Annotated in this window: 27 protein-coding genes; 17 read left to right on the forward strand and 10 right to left on the reverse strand. The window is 68.0% G+C overall.

Annotated elements, in window-relative coordinates; genetic code table 11:
* Positions 1-2: 2 nt before the first annotated feature.
* From purQ to ACFOOQ_RS08790, 8 genes are read left to right on the forward strand one after another with little or no spacing between them, the layout of a single operon-like run.
* Positions 3-698: a phosphoribosylformylglycinamidine synthase subunit PurQ gene (gene purQ / locus ACFOOQ_RS08755; protein WP_379724561.1), complete on the forward strand. Its 696-nt coding sequence runs from the start codon at positions 3-5 to the stop codon at positions 696-698.
* A 38-nt stretch (positions 699-736) separates the two neighbouring features.
* Positions 737-2,893, forward strand: a complete 2,157-nt coding sequence (gene purL / locus ACFOOQ_RS08760; protein ID WP_379725387.1) for a phosphoribosylformylglycinamidine synthase subunit PurL — start codon at positions 737-739, stop codon at positions 2,891-2,893.
* 28 nt (positions 2,894-2,921) lie between these two features.
* Complete coding sequence (locus tag ACFOOQ_RS08765) at positions 2,922-3,152, forward strand: BolA family protein (protein WP_379724564.1); 231 nt, start codon at positions 2,922-2,924, stop codon at positions 3,150-3,152.
* Between the two features lie 44 nt (positions 3,153-3,196).
* Positions 3,197-3,547: a Grx4 family monothiol glutaredoxin gene (gene grxD, locus ACFOOQ_RS08770; protein ID WP_379724567.1), complete on the forward strand. Its 351-nt coding sequence runs from the start codon at positions 3,197-3,199 to the stop codon at positions 3,545-3,547.
* A 10-nt stretch (positions 3,548-3,557) separates the two neighbouring features.
* On the forward strand, positions 3,558-3,968 hold the full coding sequence (locus ACFOOQ_RS08775) for a VOC family protein (protein WP_379724570.1): 411 nt from the start codon (positions 3,558-3,560) through the stop codon (positions 3,966-3,968).
* 38 nt (positions 3,969-4,006) lie between these two features.
* The gene (locus tag ACFOOQ_RS08780; RefSeq protein ID WP_379724573.1) at positions 4,007-4,417 is read left to right on the forward strand and encodes a ketosteroid isomerase-related protein; all 411 of its coding nucleotides are present in this window, start codon (positions 4,007-4,009) and stop codon (positions 4,415-4,417) included.
* Positions 4,414-5,052 (forward strand): GNAT family N-acetyltransferase, encoded by a 639-nt coding sequence (locus tag ACFOOQ_RS08785; RefSeq protein WP_379724576.1) that lies wholly within the window; start codon positions 4,414-4,416, stop codon positions 5,050-5,052. Before ACFOOQ_RS08780 ends, ACFOOQ_RS08785 begins: the two co-directional genes overlap by 4 nt.
* Complete coding sequence (locus ACFOOQ_RS08790; protein ID WP_379724579.1) at positions 5,049-5,951, forward strand: carbon-nitrogen hydrolase family protein; 903 nt, start codon at positions 5,049-5,051, stop codon at positions 5,949-5,951. Before ACFOOQ_RS08785 ends, ACFOOQ_RS08790 begins: the two co-directional genes overlap by 4 nt.
* 143 nt (positions 5,952-6,094) lie before the next feature.
* Here ACFOOQ_RS08790 and ACFOOQ_RS08795 read toward each other — a convergent pair whose 3' ends face one another.
* Complete coding sequence (locus ACFOOQ_RS08795) at positions 6,095-6,685, reverse strand: NAD(P)H-dependent oxidoreductase (RefSeq protein ID WP_379724582.1); 591 nt, start codon at positions 6,683-6,685, stop codon at positions 6,095-6,097.
* A gap of 238 nt (positions 6,686-6,923) precedes the next feature.
* Here ACFOOQ_RS08795 and ACFOOQ_RS08800 point away from each other — a divergent pair, with 238 nt between their 5' ends.
* Positions 6,924-7,343, forward strand: a complete 420-nt coding sequence (locus tag ACFOOQ_RS08800) for a winged helix-turn-helix transcriptional regulator (protein WP_379724585.1) — start codon at positions 6,924-6,926, stop codon at positions 7,341-7,343.
* 167 nt (positions 7,344-7,510) lie between these two features.
* On the opposite strand, the gene ACFOOQ_RS08805 is transcribed toward ACFOOQ_RS08800, so the two are convergent.
* The 3 genes from ACFOOQ_RS08805 to rpsD all read right to left on the reverse strand — a co-directional run bounded on the left by ACFOOQ_RS08805 (position 7,511) and on the right by rpsD (position 11,835).
* Positions 7,511-7,924 carry a response regulator gene (locus ACFOOQ_RS08805; protein ID WP_379724588.1) on the reverse strand — a complete coding sequence of 138 codons (414 nt, stop codon included), beginning with the start codon at positions 7,922-7,924 and terminating at the stop codon, positions 7,511-7,513.
* Positions 7,925-7,940: 16 nt separating this feature from the next.
* Positions 7,941-11,069, reverse strand: coding sequence for a hybrid sensor histidine kinase/response regulator (locus ACFOOQ_RS08810; protein WP_379724591.1), 3,129 nt, complete (start codon positions 11,067-11,069; stop codon positions 7,941-7,943).
* Positions 11,070-11,223: 154 nt separating this feature from the next.
* Complete coding sequence (rpsD, locus tag ACFOOQ_RS08815) at positions 11,224-11,835, reverse strand: 30S ribosomal protein S4 (RefSeq protein WP_379724594.1); 612 nt, start codon at positions 11,833-11,835, stop codon at positions 11,224-11,226.
* Positions 11,836-12,118: 283 nt separating this feature from the next.
* On the opposite strand from rpsD, the gene ACFOOQ_RS08820 reads away from it, so the two are divergent.
* From ACFOOQ_RS08820 to ACFOOQ_RS08830, 3 genes are all read left to right on the forward strand, one after another.
* A complete protein-coding gene (locus ACFOOQ_RS08820; RefSeq protein ID WP_379724597.1) occupies positions 12,119-12,868 on the forward strand; it encodes a creatininase family protein in 750 nt (249 codons plus the stop codon).
* A gap of 204 nt (positions 12,869-13,072) precedes the next feature.
* Positions 13,073-13,384, forward strand: coding sequence for a hypothetical protein (locus ACFOOQ_RS08825; RefSeq protein ID WP_379724600.1), 312 nt, complete (start codon positions 13,073-13,075; stop codon positions 13,382-13,384).
* A gap of 346 nt (positions 13,385-13,730) precedes the next feature.
* Positions 13,731-15,767, forward strand: coding sequence for a methyl-accepting chemotaxis protein (locus ACFOOQ_RS08830; RefSeq protein WP_379724603.1), 2,037 nt, complete (start codon positions 13,731-13,733; stop codon positions 15,765-15,767).
* Here ACFOOQ_RS08830 and ACFOOQ_RS08835 read toward each other — a convergent pair.
* Complete coding sequence (locus ACFOOQ_RS08835; protein ID WP_379724606.1) at positions 15,757-16,605, reverse strand: alpha/beta fold hydrolase; 849 nt, start codon at positions 16,603-16,605, stop codon at positions 15,757-15,759. The two genes, ACFOOQ_RS08830 and ACFOOQ_RS08835, sit on opposite strands and share 11 nt — an antisense overlap.
* Positions 16,606-16,805: 200 nt before the next feature.
* On the opposite strand from ACFOOQ_RS08835, the gene hemP reads away from it, so the two are divergent.
* Positions 16,806-17,021 (forward strand): hemin uptake protein HemP, encoded by a 216-nt coding sequence (hemP, locus tag ACFOOQ_RS08840; protein ID WP_379724609.1) that lies wholly within the window; start codon positions 16,806-16,808, stop codon positions 17,019-17,021.
* Between the two features lie 322 nt (positions 17,022-17,343).
* Here the strand turns inward: hemP and ACFOOQ_RS08845 are convergent, their stop codons facing one another.
* The 4 genes from ACFOOQ_RS08845 to tsaD all read right to left on the reverse strand — a co-directional run bounded on the left by ACFOOQ_RS08845 (position 17,344) and on the right by tsaD (position 20,362).
* A complete protein-coding gene (locus ACFOOQ_RS08845) occupies positions 17,344-17,724 on the reverse strand; it encodes a Rieske (2Fe-2S) protein (RefSeq protein ID WP_379724612.1) in 381 nt (126 codons plus the stop codon).
* A 112-nt stretch (positions 17,725-17,836) separates the two neighbouring features.
* Entirely contained in the window at positions 17,837-18,250 is a 414-nt protein-coding gene (locus ACFOOQ_RS08850; protein WP_379724615.1) for an EVE domain-containing protein, read from the reverse strand.
* Positions 18,251-18,254: 4 nt separating this feature from the next.
* The gene (locus ACFOOQ_RS08855) at positions 18,255-19,280 is read right to left on the reverse strand and encodes an NAD(P)H-dependent glycerol-3-phosphate dehydrogenase (protein WP_379724618.1); all 1,026 of its coding nucleotides are present in this window, start codon (positions 19,278-19,280) and stop codon (positions 18,255-18,257) included.
* On the reverse strand, positions 19,277-20,362 hold the full coding sequence (gene tsaD / locus ACFOOQ_RS08860) for a tRNA (adenosine(37)-N6)-threonylcarbamoyltransferase complex transferase subunit TsaD (protein WP_379724620.1): 1,086 nt from the start codon (positions 20,360-20,362) through the stop codon (positions 19,277-19,279). The genes ACFOOQ_RS08855 and tsaD overlap by 4 nt, the downstream gene beginning before the upstream one ends.
* A gap of 77 nt (positions 20,363-20,439) precedes the next feature.
* On the opposite strand from tsaD, the gene hemC reads away from it, so the two are divergent.
* Genes hemC through ACFOOQ_RS08880 form a run of 4 tightly spaced genes read left to right on the forward strand, consistent with a single transcriptional unit; the run spans position 20,440 to position 24,781 of the window.
* Complete coding sequence (gene hemC, locus ACFOOQ_RS08865; RefSeq protein ID WP_379724623.1) at positions 20,440-21,387, forward strand: hydroxymethylbilane synthase; 948 nt, start codon at positions 20,440-20,442, stop codon at positions 21,385-21,387.
* A 28-nt stretch (positions 21,388-21,415) separates the two neighbouring features.
* Complete coding sequence (locus tag ACFOOQ_RS08870) at positions 21,416-22,186, forward strand: uroporphyrinogen-III synthase (protein ID WP_379724626.1); 771 nt, start codon at positions 21,416-21,418, stop codon at positions 22,184-22,186.
* Positions 22,183-23,439, forward strand: a complete 1,257-nt coding sequence (locus tag ACFOOQ_RS08875) for a COG4223 family protein (protein WP_379724629.1) — start codon at positions 22,183-22,185, stop codon at positions 23,437-23,439. The genes ACFOOQ_RS08870 and ACFOOQ_RS08875 overlap by 4 nt, the downstream gene beginning before the upstream one ends.
* 7 nt (positions 23,440-23,446) lie before the next feature.
* The gene (locus ACFOOQ_RS08880; protein WP_379724632.1) at positions 23,447-24,781 is read left to right on the forward strand and encodes a heme biosynthesis HemY N-terminal domain-containing protein; all 1,335 of its coding nucleotides are present in this window, start codon (positions 23,447-23,449) and stop codon (positions 24,779-24,781) included.
* Between the two features lie 3 nt (positions 24,782-24,784).
* Here the strand turns inward: ACFOOQ_RS08880 and ACFOOQ_RS08885 are convergent, their stop codons facing one another.
* Positions 24,785-25,414, reverse strand: a complete 630-nt coding sequence (locus ACFOOQ_RS08885) for a glutathione S-transferase family protein (RefSeq protein WP_379724635.1) — start codon at positions 25,412-25,414, stop codon at positions 24,785-24,787.
* Between the last annotated feature and the right edge of the window lie 30 nt (positions 25,415-25,444).

A 25,444-nucleotide genomic window follows, 5' to 3' on the forward strand; every position in this document is an offset into this window, starting at 1 on the left:
ACATGAAAGCCGCCCTCATCACTTTCCCCGGATCGAACCGCGAGCGCGACATGCGCATGGCGCTGACCCGCGCCAACGGCGGCAAGCCACCGCTGGATGTCTGGCACGGCGACAGCGACCTGCCGCGCGACATCGACCTGATCGTGCTGCCCGGCGGCTTTTCCTACGGCGACTACCTGCGCTGCGGTGCCATGGCGGCCAATTCGCCGATCATGCGGGACGTGAAAAAGCGCGCCGAGGCCGGCGTGCGGGTGCTGGCGGTCTGCAACGGTTTTCAGATTGCGTGTGAAGCAGGCCTTCTGCCCGGCGCGCTGATGATGAACGCCGGACTGAAGTTCATCTGCCGCGAAGTGAACCTGCGCGTCGAGACGGCACAGAGCGAATTCACCGGCAAATACCGCCAGGGCCAGACCATCCGCGTGCCGGTCGCCCATCACGAGGGCAACTACACGCTGGCGGCCGACGACGTGAAGAAGCTGGAGGATGCCGACCGCATCGCCTTCCGCTATGCCGACCACCTCGGCAATGTCAGTGACGGCACCAACCTGAATGGTTCGGTCGGCAATATTGCCGGTATCTATAACGAGACCAAGACCGTGCTCGGCCTGATGCCGCATCCGGAAAACGCCACTGACCCGGTCTGCGGCGGCACCGACGGCCGCGGCCTGTTCGATTCGATTGCGGAGTCGCTCTCGTGAGTGAGACAAAAAAAGCCGTGCAGTATCCCAACGACCTGATGGGCCTGACCAGGGCTGAATATGACCTGGTGCTCGAGATCATGGGCCGGGTGCCCAACCAGGTCGAGCTCGGCATTTTCTCGGTGATGTGGTCGGAGCATTGCTCCTACAAGTCGTCGAAGAAATGGCTCAAGACCCTGCCGACCAAGGCGGACTGGGTGATCCAGGGCCCGGGCGAGAATGCCGGCGTGATCGACATCGGCGATGGCCAGGCCGCCATCTTCAAGATGGAAAGCCACAACCATCCGTCCTTCATCGAGCCCTACCAGGGCGCGGCGACCGGCGTCGGCGGCATCCTGCGCGACGTCTTCACCATGGGTGCGCGCCCGATCGCCAACCTGAACGCGCTGCGCTTCGGCGCGCCGGAACACGCCAAGACCCGGCATCTGGTCGCCGGCGTGGTGCATGGCATCGGCGGCTACGGCAACTGCGTCGGCGTGCCGACCGTCGGCGGCGAGGTGAATTTCCACTCCAGCTACAACGGCAACATCCTCGTCAACGCGATGACCGTCGGCCTGGCGAAACAGGACAGGATCTTTTATTCCGCCGCCGCCGGCCTCGGCAATCCGGTGGTCTATGTCGGCTCCAAGACCGGCCGCGACGGCATCCATGGCGCCACCATGGCGTCGGCCGAATTCACCGAAGACTCGGAAGAAAAGCGCCCGACGGTTCAGGTCGGCGACCCCTTCACCGAGAAACTTCTCATTGAGGCCTGCCTCGAACTGATGGCCACCGATACCATCGTCGCCATCCAGGACATGGGCGCGGCGGGGTTGACCTCGTCGTCCTTCGAGATGGCGTCGAAGGGCGGCATGGGCATCGACATCGACCTCGACAAGGTGCCGGCCCGCGAGACCGGCATGACGCCGTTCGAGTTCATGCTCTCCGAAAGCCAGGAGCGCATGCTGATCATCCTCAAGCCGGGCAGCGAGCCGCAGGCCGAGGCGATCTTCAAAAAGTGGGAACTCGATTTCGCGGTGATCGGCCATCTGACCGATACTGGCCGCATGGTGCTGCGCTTCAATGGCGAGCAGGTCGGCGACCTGCCCATTGATCCTCTGGCGGCGGCTTCGCCAGAGTATGACCGGCCGTGGGTGAAGACGCCGCCGCGGAAGCCTTTGGGCCGCGTCAATCATCCGCTGCCCTTCATCGAGGCGCTGGGCAAACTGATCGGTGCGCCCGACATGGCGTCGCGGCGCTGGATCTGGGAGCAGTACGACCATCTGGTGCGCGGCGACACCGCGCAGATCCCCGGCGGCGACGCGGCAGTCGTGCGCGTCGAGGACCATCCGAAGAAGGCGCTGGCGATGACGGTCGACTGCACGCCGCGCTATGTCTTCGCCGATCCGGTCGAGGGCGGCAAGCAGGCGGTGGCCGAGACCTGGCGCAACATCACCGCGGTCGGCGCCCGGCCGCTGGCGATCACCGACAACATGAATTTCGGCAACCCGGAACGCCCCGACATCATGGGCCAGTTCGTCGGCGCCGTGGAGGGCATCCGCGAGGCCTGCCTCGCGCTCGACTACCCGGTCGTTTCCGGCAACGTCTCGCTCTACAACGAGACCAACGGCAAGGGGATCCTGCCCACGCCGGCCATCGGCGGCGTCGGCGTGCTCGACGATGTGGCACTGATGGCGACGCTCGCCTTCAAGCTGCCCGGCGAAGCGGTGATCCTGATCGGTGCCACCCGCGGGCACCTCGGCCAGTCGGTCTACCTGCGCGACATCTGCGGCCAGGAAGATGGCCCGCCGCCCGCGGTCGACCTGAAGGCCGAAAAGACCAACGGCGATGCCGTGCGCATGCTGATTGCTAAGGGCATGGTCTCGGCGGTGCATGACTGCGCCGACGGCGGGCTCGCCATCGCGCTGGCCGAAATGGCCATGGCCGGCGGCATGGGTGCCGAGATCGCGCTGCCCGATGGCGATGCCTTCGAGATCGGCTTCGGCGAGGATCAGGCCCGCTATGTCGTCACCTGTCCGGACGAACAGGCCGAGGCGGTGCTGGCGGCGGCCGAAGCCGCCGGTGCGCCAGCGGTCCGGCTCGGGCTGACCGGCGGCGACCGGTTGACCTTCCGCGGTCTCGGTTCCATATCGGTGCAGGCGCTTGGCGAGACCCATGAGGGCTGGCTGCCGCGCTATATGGCCGGTGAGTTGTAAAATATAAAGGAATCAAGGGGATAACACGATGGCAATGGATGCCGCCGAGATCGAAACCATGATCCGTGAGGCTTTGCCCGACGCCAAGGTCAGCATTGACGACCTGCGCGGCGACGGCGACCATTACGCCGCCACCGTGATCTCCGCCGCCTTCGCCGGCAAGACAAGGGTGCAGCAGCACCAGATGGTTTATGCGGCGCTCAAGGGCCGCATGGGTGGCCAGCTCCATGCGCTGGCGCTCACCACGCAAACGCCATAGTTAATTGGCTCCGTAACTCACGATACGACCAGAGGAAGATCGCCATGAGCGAGAAGGAACAGACTTTCGAGCGCATCCGCGAAGAGATCGGCGGCAACGACATCGTGCTGTTCATGAAGGGCACGCCGGTGTTTCCGCAATGCGGGTTCTCGGCCATGACCGTGCAGGTGCTGTCGCATCTCGGCGTCAAGTTCAAGGGCGTCGACATCCTCGCCGATCCGGCGATCCGCACGCATCTCAAGGAATTCTCCGAGTGGCCGACCTTCCCGCAGCTTTACGTGAAGGGCGAGTTCGTCGGCGGCTGCGATATCGTGCGCGAGATGTACCAGTCGGGCGAGCTGCAGCAGCATCTGCAGCAGCAGGGCATCGCCGTCCAGGAAGCGCCCGCGTCCTGATCGGGGCGGCTTGCCTCCCTTTGCCATTCGCCGGATCGATCATGTGGTGCTGCGGGCCAGCGACCCGCAGCGCCTGATCGCCTTCTACCGCGACGTGCTCGGCTGCACGCTCGCCCATGAGCAGCCGCAGATCGCCCTCTGGCACCTGCGCGCCGGCACTGCGCTGATCGACATCATGGACCGCAGCGGCAAACTGGCGTCGGACGGCGACCAGGCCCCGGACCCGGCCCGCCGCAACCTCGATCATCTCTGCCTGCGCATCGATCCCTTCGATGCGGGCGCCATCCTCGCCCATCTCGCCGCCCATGGCGTGGCAGCCGAGCCGCCCGCCGACCGTTACGGCGCCGAAGGTGTGGGGCGATCCATCTACCTGTCCGACCCCGAAGGCAACAGGGTGGAGTTGAAGGGCGGCACGGCTTAGGGTATTCCGGATTTCCATCGCGCTTCCGGGTTCCGCCAATGCCGCATGCTGCCACCGCTGGCCTGATCGAGGCCTATTACGACGCCTTCAACATGCAGGATACCGAGCGGTTCCTCGGCTATCTCACCGACGACGTGGTGCATGACGTCAACCAGGGTGGCCGCGAGACCGGCAAGGCCGCCTTCCGCGCCTTCCTCGACCGCATGAGCCGCTGCTACGAAGAGAAGATCGTCGATCTCTTCGTCATGACCAACGCCGACGGCAGCCGCGCGGCGGCCGAGTTCACCGTGCTCGGCGTGTACCTCGAGACCGACGACGGCCTGCCGCCGGCGGAAGGCCAGCAGTACCGCCTGCCGGCCGGCGCGTTTTTCGAGATCCGCGACGGCAAGGTGGCGCGCATCTCCAACACCTACAATCTGACCGACTGGGTGAAACAGGTCGCCGGATGAGCGTTGCCGCCGTCGATAGCGGCGGCCTCCGCGTCCTGCGGTTGGCCGGCGACGCGCTGCGCGCCCGGCTCGATGATCTCGGCCGCCTGCGCATGACGGTATTCCGCGCCTGGCCCTATCTCTATGAAGGCTCGCTCGACTACGAACGCAATTACCTCGCCCGCTATGATGCCGCCAGTACCGGCACGCTGATCGTCGCCTTCGATGGCGAGCGGATCGTCGGCGCCTCCAGTGCGCTGGCGCTGGCCGAGGAGTTCGATTATGTCAGGGCGCCGTTCCTGGCGGCCGGGCTGCCGGTCGGCGATATTTTCTATTTCGGCGAAAGCGTGCTGCTGCCCGAATACCGCGGCCGCGGCATCGGCGTCGAATTCTTCCGCCAGCGCGAGGCGGCGGCGCGCGCCTTCGACCGGCCACTGTGCTGCTTCTGCGCCGTCGAACGGCCGGCCGACCATCCGGCCCGGCCGGCGGATTACGTCCCGCTCGACGCCTTCTGGATACGGCGCGGCTATCGCCGGCGGCCCGATCTCGTCTCGACCTTCTCCTGGCGCGACATCGGCGATACGGAGCAGACCGACAAGCCGATGGTCTACTGGCTGCGCGATCTGCGCCGCGAGCCCGAGGATGTCGCGCCATGAGCAGCCTGCGCCTCGCCGCCGCGCAATACCCGATCGGCCGTTTCGCCGATTTCGCCGCCTGGCACAGCAACGCTGCCGACTGGGTGGCGACCGCGGCGGGCCAGCAGGCACAGCTGCTGCTGTTCCCGGAATACGGTGCCATGGAGCTGACCTCCCTGCTGCCCGAGATGCTGCAGCAGGACCTGACCGGCCAGATCGCCGCGCTGCAGCCGTTCCACGACGATTTCGTCGCGGCTTATGCGGAATTCGCGAAGCGTCATGGCGTGTATATCGTCGCGCCGTCGCTGCCGGTGCAGCACAACGATGTCTTCGTCAACCGCAGCTACCTGCTGGCACCGAACGGGGCGATCACCTGGCAGGACAAGCGGCAGATGACGCGCTTCGAGCGCGAGGCCTGGATCATCACCGGCGGCGCCGACCTGAAAGTGTTCGATCTCGATCTCGGCGGCCCGGCACCTTTGCGCGCCGGCATCACCATCTGCTACGACGTGGAATTCCCGCTGATCGCCCGCGCGATGGCCGCGGCCGGCGCCGACCTGATCCTGTGCCCGAGCTGCACGGACACGCAGGCCGGCGCCAACCGGGTGCAGACCGGGGCGCGGGCCCGGGCGCTGGAGAATCAGGTCTTCGTCGCCGTCTCGCCCACCGTGGGGCTGGCGGACTGGTCGCCGGCGGTGGATGTCAGTGTCGGCTGGGCCAGTATGCTGGCGCCGCCGGACCGCGGCATGCCCGACGACGGCGTGATCGCGAAAGGCGACCTGTCGCAGCCCGGCTGGGTCCATGCCGAACTCGATTTCGCCGCGCTGGCGGAAACCCGCGAGGCAGCACAGGTCTATACGCGGCGCGACTGGCCGGACCAGGTGCAGCCGTCGCTGGATGTGACGGCGGTCTCGCTCTAGGGATTTTGCCGCCATAAATGGGATCCCCGCTTTCGCGGGGATGACGATTTATGGTGATTTACGCTGCCACACCGGATCAAACCCGGAAGGACGGCCGTACGAACCCGTCATTCCCGCAAAAGCGGGAATCCCATTTTCTTTTTTTACGCGTCGACCAGCTCGCGCTTGGCCTTGGCGAAGACGGCGGCCTTTTCGGCGACGCGCTTGCCGAGCACTTTCGCGGTTTCGAGGTCGCTGGCGATCGGGCCCTTGTCCGGGCCTTCATCGGCATTCGATTGCGCCATGGCGCCGAGGAAGCTGCCGAGCCGGTTGAGGTCGTTGACGCTGCCCTTGGAATTGTTGTTGCCCGGCAGCAGGTCGAGGCCGACCCAGATCATGCCGTGCTGGGCGGCGAAGATGGCGAGGCTGATCAGGCTGTTCAGCTTGTCGCCCGACTGCGAGGCGGAATTGGTGAAGCCGGCGGCGACCTTGTCTTTCCAGCCGCGGCCGTACCAGACCTTGCTGGTGGCATCCATGAAGGTTTTGAACGGGCCCGACACGCCGCCCATGTAGGTCGGGGTGCCGAAGATGATGGCGTCGGCGGCATTCAGCTCCTCGATGCGGGCCTCGGCCTCGGCCACGGGCACCAGGATGGCCCTGGCGCCGGCCACCGCGGCGGCACCCTCGGCAACCGCCTGGGCCTGCTTCTCGGTATGGCCGAAGCCGGAATGGTACACCACTGCAATGGTCGTCATCGGATAAGTCCTTGTTCTGTCAGGGTTATATATGAATTACTTTAAGTAATTCAGTTCCTTTACATGAGGGGAATTAGGGGGCTTGATTTCCGGAGTAAAGTAGGTACTTAAAAGTAACCACGAGAAATCGACCGGCCAGAAGAATCTGGCCAGAAGAACATCGACCTGATTGGGAATCACCCGTGCCGGCGGGACTGTCTGACACCCGGTAGTTTGTATCCCAAGGAGTGTCCGCCTCATGACTGCCCAGACCAGCCTCTCCCCCGCCTCCACCGCCGCTCCCACCCCGGCCGCGTCCTGCGGCAGCCCCGCTGCCGCCGGCAAGCCGACCTGCCCGGTCGATGCCGTGCTGCGCCTGCTGATGGGACCCTGGACCACCTATATCCTCTATGTGCTGCGCACCCAGGGACCGCGCCGCTTCGGCGAGCTGAAGCGCGAAGTCACCGGTATCTCGGCCAAGGTGCTGACCGAGCGCCTGCGCATGCTGGAGGAAGCCCAGCTGGTGCGCCGCGACTACCAGGCCACCATCCCGCCGCAGGTGACCTATTCGCTGGCGCCGCGCGGCGCCGAACTCACCCCGCTACTCGACATGGTCAAGGACATCGCCATCCGTTGGCAGTCGGAAGACGCCCAGCCGGTGCGCCAGGCCGCCGAATAACCGGACCGCATTCAGTCCTTCAAAAACGAAAGGCCGCCCGGAGCAATCCGGGCGGCCTTTGCTTTACGGTGTTCGAACGCCTGCAGGCCGATGGTTATCGCCGCCGGCGCTTTTCCTCACCGGCCATGGTGACGGTCCGGGCTGGTGCGAAGGCCTTGAGGCCGCCGTCAGATCAGATGGTGGTACTTCAGCAGCGCATCGAGGCGCTGCTTGAGGATGGCGAGCGCCACCGGCTTGACCAGATAGCCGTCCACCTTCATCTGCTTGGCCGACAGCACGGTCTCCTGCTGCTTGTCGGCGGTCAGGAAGATCACCGGCGTCGCGGCGATCTCGCCGTTGACGAAGCCGCGCAGCTTGGACAGGAAGGCCAGTCCGTCGACCGGCTCCATATGCACGTCGCACAGCACCACCTGCGGCCTGAGGCGCACCACTTCCTTGAAGCCCTGCCCGCCCTCGGCCGCCTCGTTGATATAGTTGAAGCCGATCTGCCGCAGCATGCCGGTGATCATCTGCCGGGTGTAGCCCTCGTCCTCGACGATCAGGATGCGCAGCTTTTCGTATTTCGCCTTGTCGTCGCTCATCGTCGCGCTGGTCTCCTCATGAATCCAGGATGGCCGGCAGGGCGGCCTGCAGTTCCGCCAGCGTCGGGCCGAGCAGTTCGGCCATCAGCTGCATGGTCTCGATGTCGCCGGCATCGCAGGCATCCTGCAGGTCGGCGGCAATGGTGCCAAGCCGCGTGGCGCCGACGGTGAGCGCGCCGCCCTTCAGGGCATGGGCGAGGCCGCGGGTCTGCGCCAGGTCGCCGGCCGCGGCCGTCGTCTCGATGGCGGCGACGCGGCGGGCAGCATCGGTGATGAAGTCGCGCAGGAAATCCTTCGCGGTGACTTCGAAGCCACCGAAGGTATCGCGCAGCATGGCCGGATCGAAAATGCCGTGATCCCAGCCGGGTTTTGCCGGCGCTGTTACTGCCGGCGCCGCGGCAGCAGCCGGGCGGCGCAGCTCGAGCCCCTGCGGCAGCCATTGCGCCAGCATGGCGCCGAGCCGGCGGCTGTCGACCGGCTTGGTCAGATAGCCGTCCATGCCGGCGGCGAGGCATTGCTCTTCCACCCCGGTCAGCGCATCGGCGGTCAGCGCGATGACCGGCAGTCGTACCGCATCGGGCCTCGCCGCCTCGCGTTCGCGAATGTGCCGTGTCAGTTCGAAGCCGTCCATTTCCGGCATGTGGAAGTCGGTCAGCAACAGGCCGTAGTGGCCCTGCTCCCAGGCGGCCAGTGCCAGCGCGCCGTTGTCGGCGATCTCGCAGGCAAAGCCCATGCGGCCGAGCATCTGGCGGATCACCATCTGGTTGGTGGCATTGTCCTCAGCCACCAGCACCAGCGCGCCGGCATCGCGGGCTTCGTCCAGCGGCGGCGCGCTGAAGGCCATGTCCTCGCGCAGGTCGGTGCTGACCGCGTCGCCGCGGATCAGGCCGAGCGACAGCGCCGCCGCACGCCACAGCGCCGGGCGGCCGAGCGGATAGGTCAGCGTGGCGCGGAAGCTGCCGCGCTGTGCGGCATCCAGCGTCGAGACCAGGCTGCGCGGCGCGATCAGCACCCAGGCGGCATCGCCGTCAAATTTCTGCGGCAGGCCGAGCGCGCCGGAGAGCCGGGCATCGACCAGCACCAGGTCGCATGCGTTCGTGGCCAGCAAGGTACCGGCCGCCGCCGCATCGCCGGCCGCGTCGATCTGATGGATGCCGCCGGCGCGCAGGGCGGCGATGGCGGCCGGCTGCTGCGCGGCGGGCAGGCCGAGCAGCAGCACGCGGGCGGCGGCGATGTCATGGGCCGGCCGTAGCGGCGCGGCGTCTGCCTCGGCCGGCGGCAACGGCAGCTCGAACCAGAAGACCGAGCCGCGGCCGGGCTCGCTGCGCACCCCGATGCGGCCCTGCATCAGCTCGCAGAGCCGCTGGCAGATCGACAGGCCGAGTCCGGTGCCGCCGAATTTGCGGGCGGTCGATGAGTCTGCCTGGGTAAACGGCTGGAACAGTTTCGCCTGCTGTTCCGGAGTCAGGCCGATGCCGGTATCCGCGACGGCGAAATGCAGCAGGTCGCCGTTGGCATGGGCGGCGCCGATGGTGATCGTCACGCTGCCGGTTTCAGTGAATTTCGCAGCGTTGCTGCCGAGGTTGAGCAGCACCTGACGGATACGGGTCGGATCGCCCAGCCGGCGGTCGGCGAGGCCTTCCGCGATCTCAATCACCAGTTCGATGCCGCGGTCGTCGGCGCGCGGCGCCAGCAGTTCGCCGACGCCCTCGACCAGGTCACCGAGCGCGAAGGGGATCGTCTCGATGTCGAGCTTGCCGGCCTCGATCTTGGAGAAATCGAGAATGTCGTTGATCACCGTCAGCAGGGCGCCGGCGGAATCGCGGATCACCTTCGACATGCGGCGCTGCTCGGCATCCAGCGGCGTCAGGTCGAGCAGTTCCGCCATCGACATCACGCCGTTCATCGGCGTGCGGATTTCGTGGCTCATGGTGGCAAGGAAACTCGACTTGGCCCGCGTCGCCGCCTCGGCCTCGTCGCGGGCGGCCACCAGTTCGCGTTCGGCGCGGCGGCGTGCCGCCATCTCGAAGCGCAGCTTGACGGCATAGATGATCACCGCGCCGAGCACGGCCGCCACCGCCAGCAGGGCAATCAGGTTGCGGCGCAGGGTGGCGCGGGCGACCGCGGTGACATCGGCCAGATTCTGCGCCACATAGATGCGCAACGGCATCGAGGTCGCCGCCTGCGGCTCGGCCCGGGTGGCGATATAGTCGATATCCTCGAAATGCACGCGATAGGCCGGCCCGGTCTGCGCCAGCGCGTTGACCAGCACGCGCTCGAAGGTGCTGGGGTGGTCATACTGACGCAGGAAGCCGGCGATGTCGGGCTTGTCCTTTGACAGGATCTCGGCGAGGTCGGGGTGGCCGACCACATGGCCCTGGTCGTCGGCGGCAAACACCAGGCCGTTGCTGCCGGCCAGGCCGCTCTCGCGCTCCAGCAGGATGCGCGACAGCGCCTCGATGGTCAGGTCGATGCCGAGCACCGCCCACAGGCTGCCATCGGGCCGGTGCAGCCGGACCGCATAGGTGACGCCGAGCTTGCCGGTCGAGGCGAAGACATAGGGCGCGGTCCAGACCGGCTGGTCGCTGGCCAGCGCGGCCCGGTACCACGGCCGCTGGCGCGGGTCATAGGCCGGCGGCACCGCCAGCGAGCCGGTCCAGTCCTGGCTGTCGCGGTCGAAGTAATCCCAATGGTCGACCAGTCCGCCATCGGCCAGCCGTTCGATGCGTCGCCGCGTGCCCATGCCGGCCTCGAGATGGCTGCCGGCGCTCTGCCGCACCGCGTCGGGCACATACTGCTGCACGTGGATGAAGGTGCCGTCGGGAAAGCCGAGATAGATGCCGTTGACCTGCGGCAGGCGGCGCACCGGGCTGCTGGCGATGCCGTAGAACAGCCGTGGCAGGTCGTCGGCCCCGGTCCGGTCGAGTTCGGCGTCGCCCATCGCCTCGGTGATCGCGGCGACCGGCGCGAACAGCCCGTCGAAGGCGGCCGAGACCTCGCCGCCGGTGCGGTACAGGTTGCCCTCGGCATCGGCGAGCAGCGCGGTTTCCTGCCGGTCGTAAAGATACAGCGCGCCGAGCAGGCCGAGCAGCACGACGATGGCGGCGGCGATCAGGGGCGGCAGCAGGCGGCGCAGGCGCGTCATGTCAGGGGGTGCAACCGCTCAGGTAGAGATAATCGAACAGTAATGCCCGGCCTGCGTTTCCAAGGCAACTGAAAACCTTGGCCTGCCGAAAAGCCGGGCAACAAAAAAGGCCGCCCGATGGGCGGCCTTCTCTGAGATCGGGTAAACCGAAGGATCAGCGCGAGTAATACTCGACGACCATGTTCGGTTCCATCTTGACCGGATAGGGCACATCGGCCAGCAGCGGCACGCGGCTGAAGGTCGCCTTCATGGTGCCGTCCATGGTGATGTAGTCCGGCACGTCGCGCTCGTTCGATGTGATGGCCTCCTGCACGAAGGGATAATCCTTCGCCTTGCCACGCACCTCGATGACGTCGCCGAGCTTGATCTGGTAGCTCGGCACGGTGACGCGGCGGCCGTTGACCGAGATATGGCCATGGCTGATGAACTGGCGCGCGGCGAACACGGTGGCGACCACCTTCATGCGGTAGACCACGGCGTCGAGACGGCGCTCCAGCAGGCCGATCAGGTTCTCCGAGGTATCGCCGCGGCGACGGTTCGCCTCGGCATAGGCGCGGCGGAACTGCTTCTCGGTGATGTTGCCGTAGTAGCCCTTGAGGCGCTGCTTGGCCATCAGCTGGGTACCGTAGTCGGTCGGCTTCTTGCGCTTCTGGCCATGCTGGCCCGGCGGGTACTCACGCTTGTTGACCGGGCTCTTGGCGCGGCCCCACAGGTTCTCGCCCAGCCGGCGATTGATCTTGTACTTGGATTCCTGACGCTTGGTCATATTCAGTCCTGGTTTCGGCGCATGAGGGGAAGGCAGCCACGACAACCCGTCCATGCAAGAAATGCCGATCCCCCCGGTGAGGAGCCGGGGAGGGCGGCGGCATCATACGGATCACCCCCCGCCCGTCAAGCGCGGATTGGCGGGGCTTTTGCCCGGGCGGACCGCCCGGGGCTGATCCAGGGCCCTCGGGCAATCCTCCGGAGCCGGAATATTACCCCGGCGGGCTGGACTTTCAGGGTTTCTGCCCTTTCTGATCAACAGGTTAACTGAAGAAAGGCCGATCATGCTGCTGCATCTGTGCACCTGGGAAGAGGTTGAGACCTATCTGAAGCGCTCGACCGGCATCATCGTCCCCATCGGCTCGACCGAGCAGCATGGCCCGAACGGCCTGATCGGCACCGACGCGATCTGCGCCGAGGTCTTTGCCAAAGCCGTCGGCGCGGCGGCCGATGCCCTGGTGGCGCCGACCATCAATGTTGGCATGGCGCAGCACCATATGGGCTTCCCCGGCAGCATGACGCTCCGGCCCACCACCCTGATCGCCGTGCTGCGCGACACGGTGCAGTCGCTGGCCCGCCACGGCTTCGAGCGGGTGTTCTTCCTCAACGGCCATGGCGGCAATGTCGCCACGGTGAATGTCGCCTTTTCCGAGATCTATGCCGAGACCAGCCTGAACCCGGCCAGCAGTAACGGGACAGGTGTGCGCTGCACCCTGCGCAACTGGTGGGACGCCCCCTCGGCCCGGCGGCTGTCGCGCGAGCTGTTCGGCAGCGAGGAAGGCAGCCATGCCACGCCGAGCGAGGTCTCGGTAACGTACCATACCTATCCGGAAGCGGCGAAAAGCGTGGCCGAACTGAGCCCGCGGGTCGCCCCGTCCGGCGGCTTCGCCGATGCCGCCGATTATCGCCGCCGCTACCCCGACGGCCGCATTGGCTCGAACCCGGCCCTGGCCAGTGCCGCCCATGGCAAGACCATCATGGACACCGTGGTGCCGGAACTCGTCGAGCTCTATCGCGGCTTCGTCGCCGCATAGCATCACCGCGTATTCGTGTGCACCTGCAGCATCGCCTGCAGCAAAACGTCGCAGCGTGCCCGACGTCACGAAAAGACCGCAAACTGGTCACATGGTCAGCATGCTTGCCGCCCTACTATCACTGCCAGCCGCCCTACTATCACTGCCATAGGTGATGTCATGTGGGGGATGGCAAACCGGCAGCACGCGACACAGGAGGCAGCGATGCAGGACAGACTGGACCCGACGATGACAATGCAGGCCCTGGCCACCCAGGCTCTGGGTGAACGGGCCCTTGCCGCGCAGACCGCCGTGATCCTTCCGGTCCGCCTCGACCATACCCAGTGGTCCGAGGAAGAGCCGGCGCTGAGCGACATGCTCGCCGATCCCATCACCCAGCTGCTGATGCGCCGCGACGGCGTGCAGGAAGCCGAGATCCGCCGCCTCGCCGCCCGCCTGCGCGACAGCAGCGAACGTCGCAGTTCGGCACGCGGCCGCCGCCCGGCCAACGATCTCGTGCTCGACCAGCCGCTCTGACGATCTGGCCGTTCTGAATTCAACATCGTCTTCATGCTGAAAGGCGGGCCTCGGGCCCGCCTTTTTCATGGCCAGCTTTTTCATGCCCGCGCGGCATCCTCTGCCGGGAATTGCGGCATCCTGTGAGGCAATGCGCGCAAGCCTTGTGCAGACTGTGAAAGTGCTTTTATTCGCCGGCGGTCTATGGATATGGTTCGCGGCAACAGGGGGCAATTCACAACACGAGGGTAGGCATGCGCCATAGTCCGATGGCCCGGCTTTGCATGGTTCTGGTGACGTGTGTACCGGCGACAGGACCGGCCATTTCTGCAGCGCCCCTCCTCACCTCTGCCCGCGCGTAACCGTCATGAAAATTTCACTCACCTTTGTCGTCGGCATCGCCCTTGCCGCCGTGTTGGCCGCCAGTGCCGGCGTCGGCATCTACATGTCGCAGCGCTACGAGGCCCTGGTCGACGACTCCACCCTGCAGGGCGATGCGCGGGTGATGCGCGAGCTGGCCGCCGACCAGATCTGGAACGAGCATTTCGAGAAGGTCACCGAGGTCGTCCAGGCGATTGCCCAGGCCGGCTCGCTGCGTGCCGCCACGCAAGGGTCCGACGGCGCCGGCGTCGCCGCGTCGCTGAAGGCGGAATTCCGCTCCGGCGCCATCACCAGCGGCGAGGTCGCGGTGATCGGCGCCACCGTCTACGACCTCGAGATGAAGCCGATCGGCGCCGAATGGCTGAAAGCGGAAGTGCAGCCGCCGATGGACCGGCTGAAGCCGCTGGCGGCCCGCGAGGGCGGCGCCCGGCGCAACGTCGTGCAGTTCGGCTGGGCCTCGCCCGCCGGCCCGGTGCAGACCGTGGTGGCCGCGGTCGGCGGCTTCCGCCCGGCCGGCTATATCGCCCTGCATGTCGATCCGCTGCCGCAGCTGAAAGGCCTGGAAAAGCGGCTGGGCATGAATGTCGCGGTCCGCCCGCTCGGCGGTCCGCAGACCGTGCTGGAACTGACCGGCGTCGAGGCCACTGCGGGCAGCAAGATCGTGCAGGCGCAGACCCATCTGCTGGCCCCCGACGGCAGCCCGATTGCCGATATCCTGATCGGCCGTGATGTTGCCGCGCTGCATGCCGGGCTGCTGAAGACGCGGCTGACCTCGCTGGGGATCTTCCTCATCATTGCCGGCGGCATTGCCGCGGTCGCGCTGCTGATGGTGGCGCGCTACATCGCCGCGGTGCGCCGGCGCGAGGCCGCCCGCGAGGAAGCCGATGCCCGGATGGATGCCGAACGCGAAACGGCCGAGCAGGCCGCCGCCGAGCGCGAGGCAGCGCAACGTGCGGCCTTCGAGGCCGAGCGCCTGGCCCAGGAACAAAGGCTGGAGGATGCCGTCGCCGGCATCATCGATGCCGCCACCGTCGGCGATCTCGGCCGCCGCATCGACACGGCGGCACTCGAAGGCATCAACCGGCGGCTGGCGGAGGGCATCAACCGCCTGCTCGGCATGACGGAGACGGCGATCCGCGATGTCGCCGCGATTCTTGCCCGGCTCGCCGACGGCGATGTCAGCGGCCGCATCGAGGCGGCCTACGAAGGCCTGTTCGGCTCGCTGCGCGACGACACCAACGCGCTGGCCGAACAGCTCGACCGCATTGCCGCCCGGCTCAGCGAGGCCTCGGGCCGCGTGCAGGAAGCCTCGGGCGAAATCTCGTCGGGCAGCCTCGACCTGTCGCAGCGCACGGAATCCCAGGCGGCGATGATCGAGGAGACGGCGGCCTCGATGCATGAAGTCACCGCCACCGTGAAGCAGAATGCCGACAATGCCCAGGCGGCCAACCAGCTGGCGGCCGTGGCGCGCGACACGGCGGAAAAGGGCGGCAACGTGGTGGCCGATGCGGTGGCAGCCGTGACGCGGATCGAGGAGAGTGCGCAGAAGATCGCCGATATCGTCGGCCTGATCGACGAGATCGCCTTCCAGACCAACCTGCTGGCGCTGAATGCCAGCGTCGAGGCAGCGCGCGCCGGCGAAGCCGGCAAGGGTTTCGCCGTGGTCGCCCAGGAAGTCCGCGCGCTCGCCCAGCGTTCGGCCAATGCGTCGAAGGACATCAAGGGCCTGATCAGCGAATCGAACGCGCAGGTCAAGGCCGGTGCGGGACTGGTGAACCAGACCGGCAGCTCGCTCACCGAAATCGTCACCGCCGTGAAGAAGGTTTCCGATATCGTCGCCGAGATCGCCGCCGCCAGCGGCGAGCAGGCGCGCGGCCTGGAAGAGGTCAGCAGCGCGGTCGGCAGCATGGACGAGATGACCCAGCGCAATGCAGCCCTGGTGGAAGAGACCGCGGCCTCGGCCCGCGCGCTCGCCGATCAGGCCGTCGCGCTCAACGAGATGCTCGGCTTCTTCAAGCGCTGAGGCGGGCGATGAAGCCTGCAATCAGCGCCGTAACCTCCGCCGGCCGCTCCAGGCTCGGGACATGGGCGGTGCCGGGCAGCACCTGATGCGATCCCTGCGGCATCAGGGCTGCCGCCTGGCGGCCCCGATCCCGGATATGGGGAAAATCGTGCTCGCCGCAGAGCACCAGTGCCGGCACCGCGATCTCGCCGAGCCGCCGGAAGGCATCCGGCGTAGTGTCGCTGTCCGGCCCGGCTGGCGGTGCCCGCAGCGCGATGCCGTTCATCGCGAGGAACAGCCGGCGTGCCGCACCGGTGACGCGACCCTCGGGCGCCAGCGGACCGTCGAGCCAGAGCCGCGCCTTGACCGCGTTCACCCGGTCGAGGTCGCCGGCGGCTTCGGCATCCTTCTGCTGCGCCAGCAGGGCCGCGATCCCGGGCGGCAGCACCGGCTCGGGCGAACCGGTCACCGTGGGCGAGATCAGCACCAGGCCACGCACCGAGGCCGGATAGCGCAGCGTCGCATCGATGGCGATACGGCCGCCTTGCGAGCAGCCGACCAGGATCGCTGGCCGGCCCTCGGTGGTGGCGTCGAGCACTGCCATCAGGTCGTCGACGGCGGAATGCTCCTCCGCTTCGGCCCGGGTCTCGCCAAAGCCGCGCCGGTCATAGGCGATGGCCCTGCAGGCGATGGATTGGTGGCCGGCGCCGATGGCATCGAGCTGGTCGCGCCACATGCGGCGGTCGCAGATGTTGGCATGCAGGAAAATGACCGGATCGCCGCTGCCGATGGCCCCGCTGCCACTGACTTCTGCCGCCAGCACGGCACGGCCGGACGCAATCTGATGACTGGGACGCATGGGTTCATCCTGGCGGGGGCGCGAGTGACCACTTTTATCCCGAATGCCGCACCGGGCAATCGCCGCTTCCGGGGGTGCGGGGCATTCATGCGATTTATTCTTACTTGCATTCACCCCGATCCCTCCGTAAACTGAGAACCAGTCGCAGCTAGGCCGCCCCTGTGGGGCAGCGCGGCCGCCGCGCCAGGGGACAGATCGGAATGCCGGATACATCCATACCGTTACGTGTCGTGGGCGAGGCCCTGGGTGAGGCACGGGGCGAGACCGCGCCGGTGCCCGGGGGACTGCCCCAGGGCCTGCAGAGACTCGACAGCCGCGTCCTGTTCCAGGGCAGCCGCGAGGTCGTCATCCACCACGAGGGCGCCGATTACCGCCTGCGCCTGACCTCGAACGGCAAACTGATCCTGACCAAGTAAGTACCGCGTGCGTTGATGCCCCGCCTGCTCCCTGAAGGAGGCGTAACATGGTCCATCCAGTCCCAGTCTTAGTCCCAGGCCCGTTATCCGCTGCGCCCCGGCGCGGCACCCTGCAGCTGCTCGGCGCCGCCCTGCTCGGCCTCGCGGCCGCCTGCCAGGACATCCGGGGGATCAGCCGCACCGGCTAGACAGCATCGGCGGTATCGCGGAACTGCCGGCCGGCCTCTCCCACCCTGCCCGGTCGGCCCGCCCGCGATGCCGCAGCGGCCGGCCGGACCCTGGAAACCCGGCCGGCCGCATCGATCGTCAGGCGGTTTGATTCTCAGGTGGCGGGGGTGTCTTCCGCCACCACGACCCAGCCGTCGGCGTCGAGCCGCACCGGAAACCGGATCAGGCTCTTGCCCTTGCAGGGGCCGAGGAAGCAGTGGCCGCTCTCGGGCACGAACAGCGCGCCATGGGTGCCGCACTGCAGGGCATCCTTGCGCAGGTTGAAGAATTTGTCCGGCGACCAGTCGAGCGTGGTGCGCGCATGCGGGCATTCGTTGACATAGCCGATGGCACCGCCGAGCCAATGCACGACAAAACACTCGAAGCGTTCCTTGCCCGCGCCGAACGTAAAGGCTTTCGCGCCGGGTGCCGGGATTTCGGCCAGCGCGATCAGCCGCGTGCCGGGCGCCGGCTGGTTCGGGCGCAGGACGGCCATCCCGTTCCCTCTTACGTGTCATGCCCGGGCCTGACCCGGGCATCCCATTTGAAATGGGGTCCTCGGGTCAAGCCCGAGGGTGACGAAAACAGGAAAGAGAAAGAGGGACGTATCACGCCGTCACGCCGCCCATCCTGCAGATCAGCTTCCAGCTTGCCGCATCCACCGGCGAGACCGAGAGGCGCGACTGCCGCAGCAGCGCCAGCTCTTTCAGCTTCGGCTCGGCCTTGATCTGTGCGAGCGAGACCGGGTGTTTAAGCGGAAAGAGCGCTTTCACGTCGACCATGCCGAACCTGCCGGTCTCGTCGGTCGGGTCGGGGTAATACAGTTTGCAGATCTCGACGATGCCGACGATCTGCTTCTCGTCGACCGAATGGTAGAAGAAGGCGCGGTCGCCCAGCTTCATCGCCTTCATGTTGTTGGCGGCCTGGTAGTTGCGCACGCCGTTCCAGCTCTCGACCTTCTTCTTGACTTGGCTCTCCCACGACCAGGCCGAAGGTTCGGATTTCATCAGCCAGTAGTTCATCGCCTCATTCCTCGCTCTTGAACGGCCGCGCCAGCAGGGCGGCCAGCATGGCATCGATGCCGGCGTCGGCGTGCAGCACGGCATCGACGGCGGCGCAGATCGGCATCTCGATGCCGTGTTTCGCGGCCAGCGTGCCGATGGCGCGCGCGGTATGCACGCCTTCGGCCACCGTGCGCCGCGCGCCCATGATCATGGCGAGCGCCCTGCCCTCGCCGAGCGCAATCCCGAGCGACAGGTTGCGCGACTGCGGCCCGGAGCAGGTCAGCACCAGGTCGCCGAGGCCCGACAGGCCGGTCACCGTCTCGCGCCGGGCGCCGAGCGCCTCGGCCAGCCGCGCCATTTCGGCCAGCCCACGCGTAATCAGCGCGGCGCGCGCATTGTCGCCGAGCCGGCGGCCGATGACGATGCCGCAGGCAATCGCCAGCACGTTCTTCACCGCACCGCCGATCTGCGCACCGATCAGGTCATCCGACAGATAGGGCCGGAAGGTGGCGCGGCCGAGCCGCTGCACCAGGGCGGCGCCCAGCGCTGCATTCTCGCAGGCCAAGGTCGCCGCCGCCGGCAGGCCGTGGGCGACTTCCGCAGCGAAAGTCGGCCCGGTGAGCACGGCGAGCGGCCGGTCCGGCAGGACTTCGGCCAGCACTTCGGCCGGCAGCAGGCCGCTGCCGATCTCGATGCCTTTCGCCGCGATCACCAGCGGCGCGCTGCCGCCGATCTCGTCGCGGATGCGGGCGGCGAAATCGCGCAAGCTCTGCGCCGGCACGGCGAGGATCAGCGCGTCGCAGTCCTTCAGCGCCGCCAGATCGCCGGTCGCCTGCAGGGTGTTGGGCAGGGCGACGCCGGCGAGATAGAGCCGGTTGGTCTGCCGGGTGTTGATGTCGGCGATGACCTCCGGATTGCGGGCCCACAGCAGGCTGCGGCCTTCGGCCGGATCGGCCTCGCAGGCCAGCGCCGCCAGGGCGGTGCCCCAGGCGCCGCCGCCCACCACACCGATATGACGGATGCCGATATGTCTGGTCGGCGCCGTCATGCCTTGGCGCCGGCGAAGGGTTTCGCGGCCGCATCCGGATCGAGCGGCCAGCGCGCGCGCGCCGGTGCGTCGAGGGTGTCGACCAGCCCGAGGCGGAAACGCTCGAGCCCGGCCCAGGCGATCATCGCGCCGTTGTCGGTGCACAGATTCAGCGGCGGCGCGGTAAACGCCATGCCGTGTTTCTCCGCCAGCGCGACGAGGCCGCCGCGCAGGGCTGCATTGGCGGCGACGCCGCCGGCGGCGACGAAATGCCGCTGCGTACCGTCTTTTTGGCGCGCGCCATGCATGCCGTCGAACAGCGCGATCGCGTTGCGGGCGCGGTCGAGGATGATGTCGAGCACGGCCTGCTGGAAGCTCGCCGCGAGATCGGCCTTGTCCTGCTGCGTGGGCGCATCGCCGCAGCTTTCGAGCGCGAGGCGCACGGCGGTCTTCAGCCCGGAAAAGCTGAAATCGCAGCCGGGCTTGCGCCACAGCGGCCGCGGCAGGTCGAAGCGCGCGGCATCGCCGCTCCTGGCCAGCCGCTCGATCGCCGGGCCGCCGGGATAGCCCAGGCCGAGCAGCTTGGCGGTCTTGTCGAAGGCCTCGCCGGCGGCATCGTCGATGGTAGTGCCGAGCCGGCGGTACTGCCCGATGCCCTCGGCGACGATGAACTGGCAATGGCCGCCGGAGACCAGCAGCAGCAGATAGGGGAACGGCACGCTGTCGCTCAACCGCACCGAGAGCGCATGGCCCTCCAGGTGGTTCACCGCGATCAATGGCTTGCCGGTCGCATAGGCCAGCGCCTTGGCGGTGGTCAGCCCGACCATCACGCCGCCGATCAGGCCTGGCCCGGCGGTGACGGCGATGGCGTCGAGATCGACCAGGGTGACCCCGGCGGCGGTCAGGCTCTCGGCGATCAGGCCGTCGAGATGCTCGATATGGGCGCGGCTGGCGATTTCCGGCACCACGCCGCCATAGGGCGCGTGTTCCCTCAGTTGCGAGAACAGGCTATGACTGACGATGCGGCGGGCAGGCTCCGCCGCATCCCGCACCACGGCGCAGGCGGTTTCGTCGCAACTGGTTTCGATGCCAAGAACGAGCATGGGTCCGGGAATACAGGATAGAGACGACGCCAAGGTAGACGCGGAACAGGCCTAACATTATGACGCCAGTACAGCAAGTGAACCCCGGAAAACCGGTTCCGGTAACGCCGGTGCTGACCATCGGCACCCGCGGTTCGCCGCTGGCACTGGCCCAGGCCCAGGAAACCCGCCAGCGCCTGCTGCTGGCCCATCCCGCGCTGCGCGAGGCCGAGATCGTGGTCCGCGTCATCAAGACCACCGGCGACCGTATCCAGGACCGCAGCCTGGCCGACAGCGGCGGCAAGGGCCTGTTCACCAAGGAAATTGAAGACGCCCTGCTGGATGGCAGCATCGACCTCGCCGTGCATTCCATGAAGGACATGCCGACCAAGCTGCCCGAGGGCCTGACCATCGCCGCCTATCTGCCGCGCGAGGATGTGCGCGACGTGCTGCTGGCGCTCAAGCCCACCACCTTGGCCGGCCTGCCGCAGGGCGCCACCGTGGGGACGGCGTCGCTGCGCCGCAAAGCCTTCCTGCTGGCGCGGCGGCCGGATCTTTCCGTCGTCACCTTCCGCGGCAATGTGCAGACGCGACTGCGCAAGCTGGAAGACGGCAACGTCGCCGCCACCTTCCTGGCGCTGGCCGGCCTGCACCGGCTCAAGATCGCACCGCCGGGCATGCAGGTGCTGTCGCCCGAGGAGATGCTGCCCGCCGTCGCCCAGGGCGCCATCGGCATCGAATGCCGCGAGGACGATGCCCGCGTGCGCGACTTCCTCGCGCCGCTGGATGATGCGCCGACACGGCTGCGCGCCGAAGCCGAACGCGCGCTGCTCGCCGCACTCGATGGCTCCTGCCGCACGCCGATTGCAGCACTCGCCGAGATCGACAACGGCCACATGCGCCTGCGTGCCGCCATCGCGCGGCCCGACGGCACCGAGCTGATGGAAACCGAACGCGACGGCGCCGCCGGCGAGGGCATCGCGCTGGGCGCTGATGCCGGCGCCGAACTGCGCCGCCGCATCGGGCCGGACTTCTTCACGCCCTGACCATGGCAACAGCGAGGCGGGCGACGCGATGCGTGTGCTGATCACCCGGCCCGAAGCGGAAGCCGCCAGCTTGCGTGCAAGGCTGGCGGATCACGGCATCGCTGCCGACTGCGCGCCGTTGCTCGAGATCCGCATCCGCCGCGATGCCGTCCTGTCGCTCGACGGCGTCAGTGGCCTGCTGTTCACCTCGGCCAACGGCGTGCGGGCTTTCGCGGCCAATGCGACGCGGCGTGATCTTGCCGTCTGGGCGGTCGGCGAGGCCTCGGCGCAGGCGGCGCGCGCGGCGGGTTTCAGCGATCTGCATACGGCCGGCGGCGATGTCGAAAAGCTGGCCGCGCTGGTGCGTGCACAGGCGCGGCCGCAGGATGGCGTGCTGCTGCATGTGGCGGGCAGCGTGCTGGCCGGCGACCTGCAGGCCCTGCTGCAGGCCGATGGTTTTACCGTGCGCCGCGCCGTGCTCTACGAGGCTGCGGCAGCGACCGCCCTGCCGGTGCCGGTCGCAACGGCGTTTGCGGCGGGACAGTATGACGCGGTGCTGTTTTTCTCTCCCCGCACCGCAGCGACTTTTGCTACGCTGGCCCTTGCGGCCGGCTGCGGTGGCGGGGCAGTCTTGGCCATGGCGGCCTGCCTCAGCGCCAATGTCGCGGCGGCGGTCGATGCCCTGCCGTGGCGCCGGGTGGCGGTGGCCGCCGAACCGCGCGAGGCCGCTTTGCTGGCCCTGCTCGGCATCCAGACTGACGCCGGACCGGCGTCGGACCGGCATCCTGCCGGATCGCAGAACGGAGCAGAGCGAGAATGAGCGACACGCGCGACGGCAAGCGTTCCGGCGACGGCAAGGCGGACGGCGCAAAGGCGGCCGGGGCGAAAGCGGATGGCGCGACGATCATCGATGCCAAGGTCGAGCCGATCCGCAACCTGCACTGGACCGGTCGTCATACCCGCATCGCCGTGCTGCTGGTCGTTGCCATTGTCATAAGCATCGCCGTTGCCGTGGTGGTGCAGCTTGCCAGCACCGGCCGCCTCGACCTCGCGACCCTGACCGGCGCCTCGTCATCGTCTTCTCCCGTACAGACCATGCCGGTGCCGGCGAAACCTGCGCCGCCGAATCCCGGCGCCATCGCGGCGAAACCGGCCACTGCCCCTGTCACGGCCGCCGACGCGGCACTGGCGAAACGCGTCGACGATCTCGACCGGCGGCTCGCCGCGCTGACCGACGGCCTCGACCGGCTGCAGCAGCTGCCGTCCGGCGAGCAGGCCGCGGCGCGGGTCAGCCCGCAGCAGCTCTCCGATCTCGCCACCGGCCTGCAGGGCCAGATGCAGGCGCTGATGCAGGGCCAGACCCAGGCGCTGAACAAGCGGCTCGATGCGCTGGAGCAGGCGGTGGCCGCGCTGCAGTCGGCGAAGGAGGCGCAGGCCGCCGACCGCATCGTCGTGCAGCAGCGCATGGATGAATTCGACGCCCGCCTCCGTGCGGCGGTCGACAACCGCGCCGCCGCGCTGCGCGCACCGATCCAGCAGCTGCTGGCCTGGAGCGAGCTGCGCGACCACGCCCGCCGCGGTCTGCCCTTCGCATCCGAGCTGCCGCCGCTGCGCGCGCTGGCCGAAAAGGCCGGCGGCGATGCCGGCAATGGCCTGCGCGATGCCGTTGCCGCGCTGCAGCCCTTTGCCGACAGCGGCGCGCCGACCCAGGTCGACCTGCTGGCCGGTTTCCCGTCGGCGGCCGAAAAGCAGGCCGCCGCCTTCCGCGCGCCCGACGAGACGGCCACCGCGGCAAGGCCGTGGTGGCAGCGCGCCTTCGACAAGGTGGCCGGCCTGGTCAGCATCCGCCGCGTCGGTGCGGCGGCCGATGCCGCGACGCCGGAAGGCAAGCTGGAGGCTGCCGGTGCGGCCCTGCATGGCGGCAACCTCGCCGGCGCGACGGCGGCCCTCGATGGCATGACCCTGGTGCCGGCGCTGGCCGACTGGCGCCGGCAGGCCGAAACCCGGCTGCAGCTCGATGCCGCGCTGGAGAAAGCCGCAGCGGCGCTGCAGGCCTATTTCGCGGCGCCGTGAGAGCGCCATGATGCGGCTGCTGCGCACCGGTCTGACAATTGCGATCCTGATGGTGCTGGCCGGGCTGGCGGCCTGGCTGGCCGACCAGCCGGGGCGCGTGCAGATCAACTGGTTCGGCTATCTGGTCGAGACACCGGCGCCGGTGCTGGCCCTGCTGGTCATCCTGCTCGCCGTTGCCGTCTTCGTCGTTGCCTGGATCATCGCCTGGGCGGCAGCGCTGCCACAACGCCGGCGGCTGAAGCGGCAGGCGAAAGGCTATGCGAATTTCGCCGCCGGCATGGTGGCGGTGGCGGCCGGCGAGCCCGACCGCGCCATGAAACTGGCGGCGCGCGCCACCCAGCAGCTTGACGATCCCGCCCTTGCCCGCCTGCTTGCCGCCCATGCCGCCCAGCTCGGCGGTGACGAGGACGGCGCGCGCAAGGCCTTCACGGCGCTGGCTGCCGATCCCGGCACGGCATTCCTCGGCCTGCGCGGCCTGCTCGCCGATGCGCGCCAGCGCGGCGACCGCGCAGCCGCCCTCGATCTGGCAGGGCGCGCCTCGGTGCTGCGGCCGGCGTCGCCGTTTGCTGCCGAGGCCGAGCTGCGCCTGATGGTCGAGGCCGGCAACTGGCTGGCGGCGCGCCGCCGGCTCGAAGTGGCGCGCAAGAAAAAGGCCGTCAGCAAGGATGGCGCGCAGCAGCTTGGCGCCCGGCTCGATCTGGCCGAGGCGCAGGCCGAACTCGTCCAGGGTCACTTGCAGCCGGCCCGCAAGCTTGCCGAACAGGCAGCCAAGCAGCTGCCCGAGCATCCGGTGCCGCCGCTGCTGCTGGCGCGCGCCGCCGATACCCCCGCCAGCCGCGATGCCGCGGCAAAAGCCCTGCGCCGCGCCTGGGCACGCCAGCCGGCCGAGGCGCTGGCCGAGGCCTGGCTTGCCCTGCAGCAGGATCTGCCGGCCGACACCCTGGTCCAGCGCGCGCGGGATTTCGCGGCCGACCAGTCGCAGGCCACCGAGAGCCAGTTGCTGATCGCCGCCGCGGCCCTGCAGGCCCATGACTATGCCGGCGCCCGCAGCGCGCTGGCGGCCGCCGACCATGCCGGCCGCTGGGGCGCCCGGCTGATGGCGCGGCTGGCCGAAGAGGGCGATGGCGATGCGGCCGTCGCCGACACATGGCGCGCCAAGGCGTCCTATGGCGGCGATGTCGCGCTGTGGCAATGCGGCGCCTGCGGCATCGGCCAGGCCGACTGGATGCCGCTGTGTCCGTCCTGCGGCGGTTTCGATACGCTCGACCCGACCGCGCTCGGCGAGACCGCGCCGCTGGCGCAGCCGCCGCGGCCGCTGCTGCCGGCCGCCGAAATACGCTGACACCTAGGCGTTGCGATCCGCCTTGGGCAGCAGGTCGTAGGGCAACTGGAAACCCGGCAGCGCCATCATGCGCTCCCACCAGGCCCTGGTATGCGGCCAGTGCGCCGGATCGAACTTGGCTTCCGCCATATGCACGACCACGCCGAACAGCGCGATATCGGCGAAGGTCGGCCGCTCGCCGACCAGGAAGCGCTTGCCGTCCAGCAGGGTGTTGAGCACGCCGAGGCCGATCTCGGCGATATTGCGGCAATACTCCATCACGGCCGGATCGTTCTTGGCGAAGCGTTCGAAAAACCGTGTGCGGTTGAACCACGGCTCCAGCCGGTCGCTTTCCCAGAACAGCCATTCGCGGATGTTCTGGCGTTCCAGTACGGTGGCGCCGCCGAACTTGCCGGTCTGCTCGGACAGGTATTCGAGGATGCTGTTGGACTGGCACAGCGTGTATTCGCCATGCCGCAGCACCGGCACCTGGCCGTAGCGGTTGAGTTCAAGGAATTCCGGGGTCTTGTGCTCGCCCTTGGCGAGATCGACATGGCGGTAGTCGAAGGACAGGCCGCACAGGCTCAGCATCAGGCCGACCTTGTAGGTCGGAGCGGACAGAAAACTGCCGTAAAGCGTGTAAGCCGCGGCCATCCGTGAAATCCCCCTGTATCCTTCGCCGTA

Source organism: Ferrovibrio xuzhouensis (assembly GCF_042648965.1).
Lineage (GTDB): Bacteria > Pseudomonadota > Alphaproteobacteria > Ferrovibrionales > Ferrovibrionaceae > Ferrovibrio > Ferrovibrio xuzhouensis.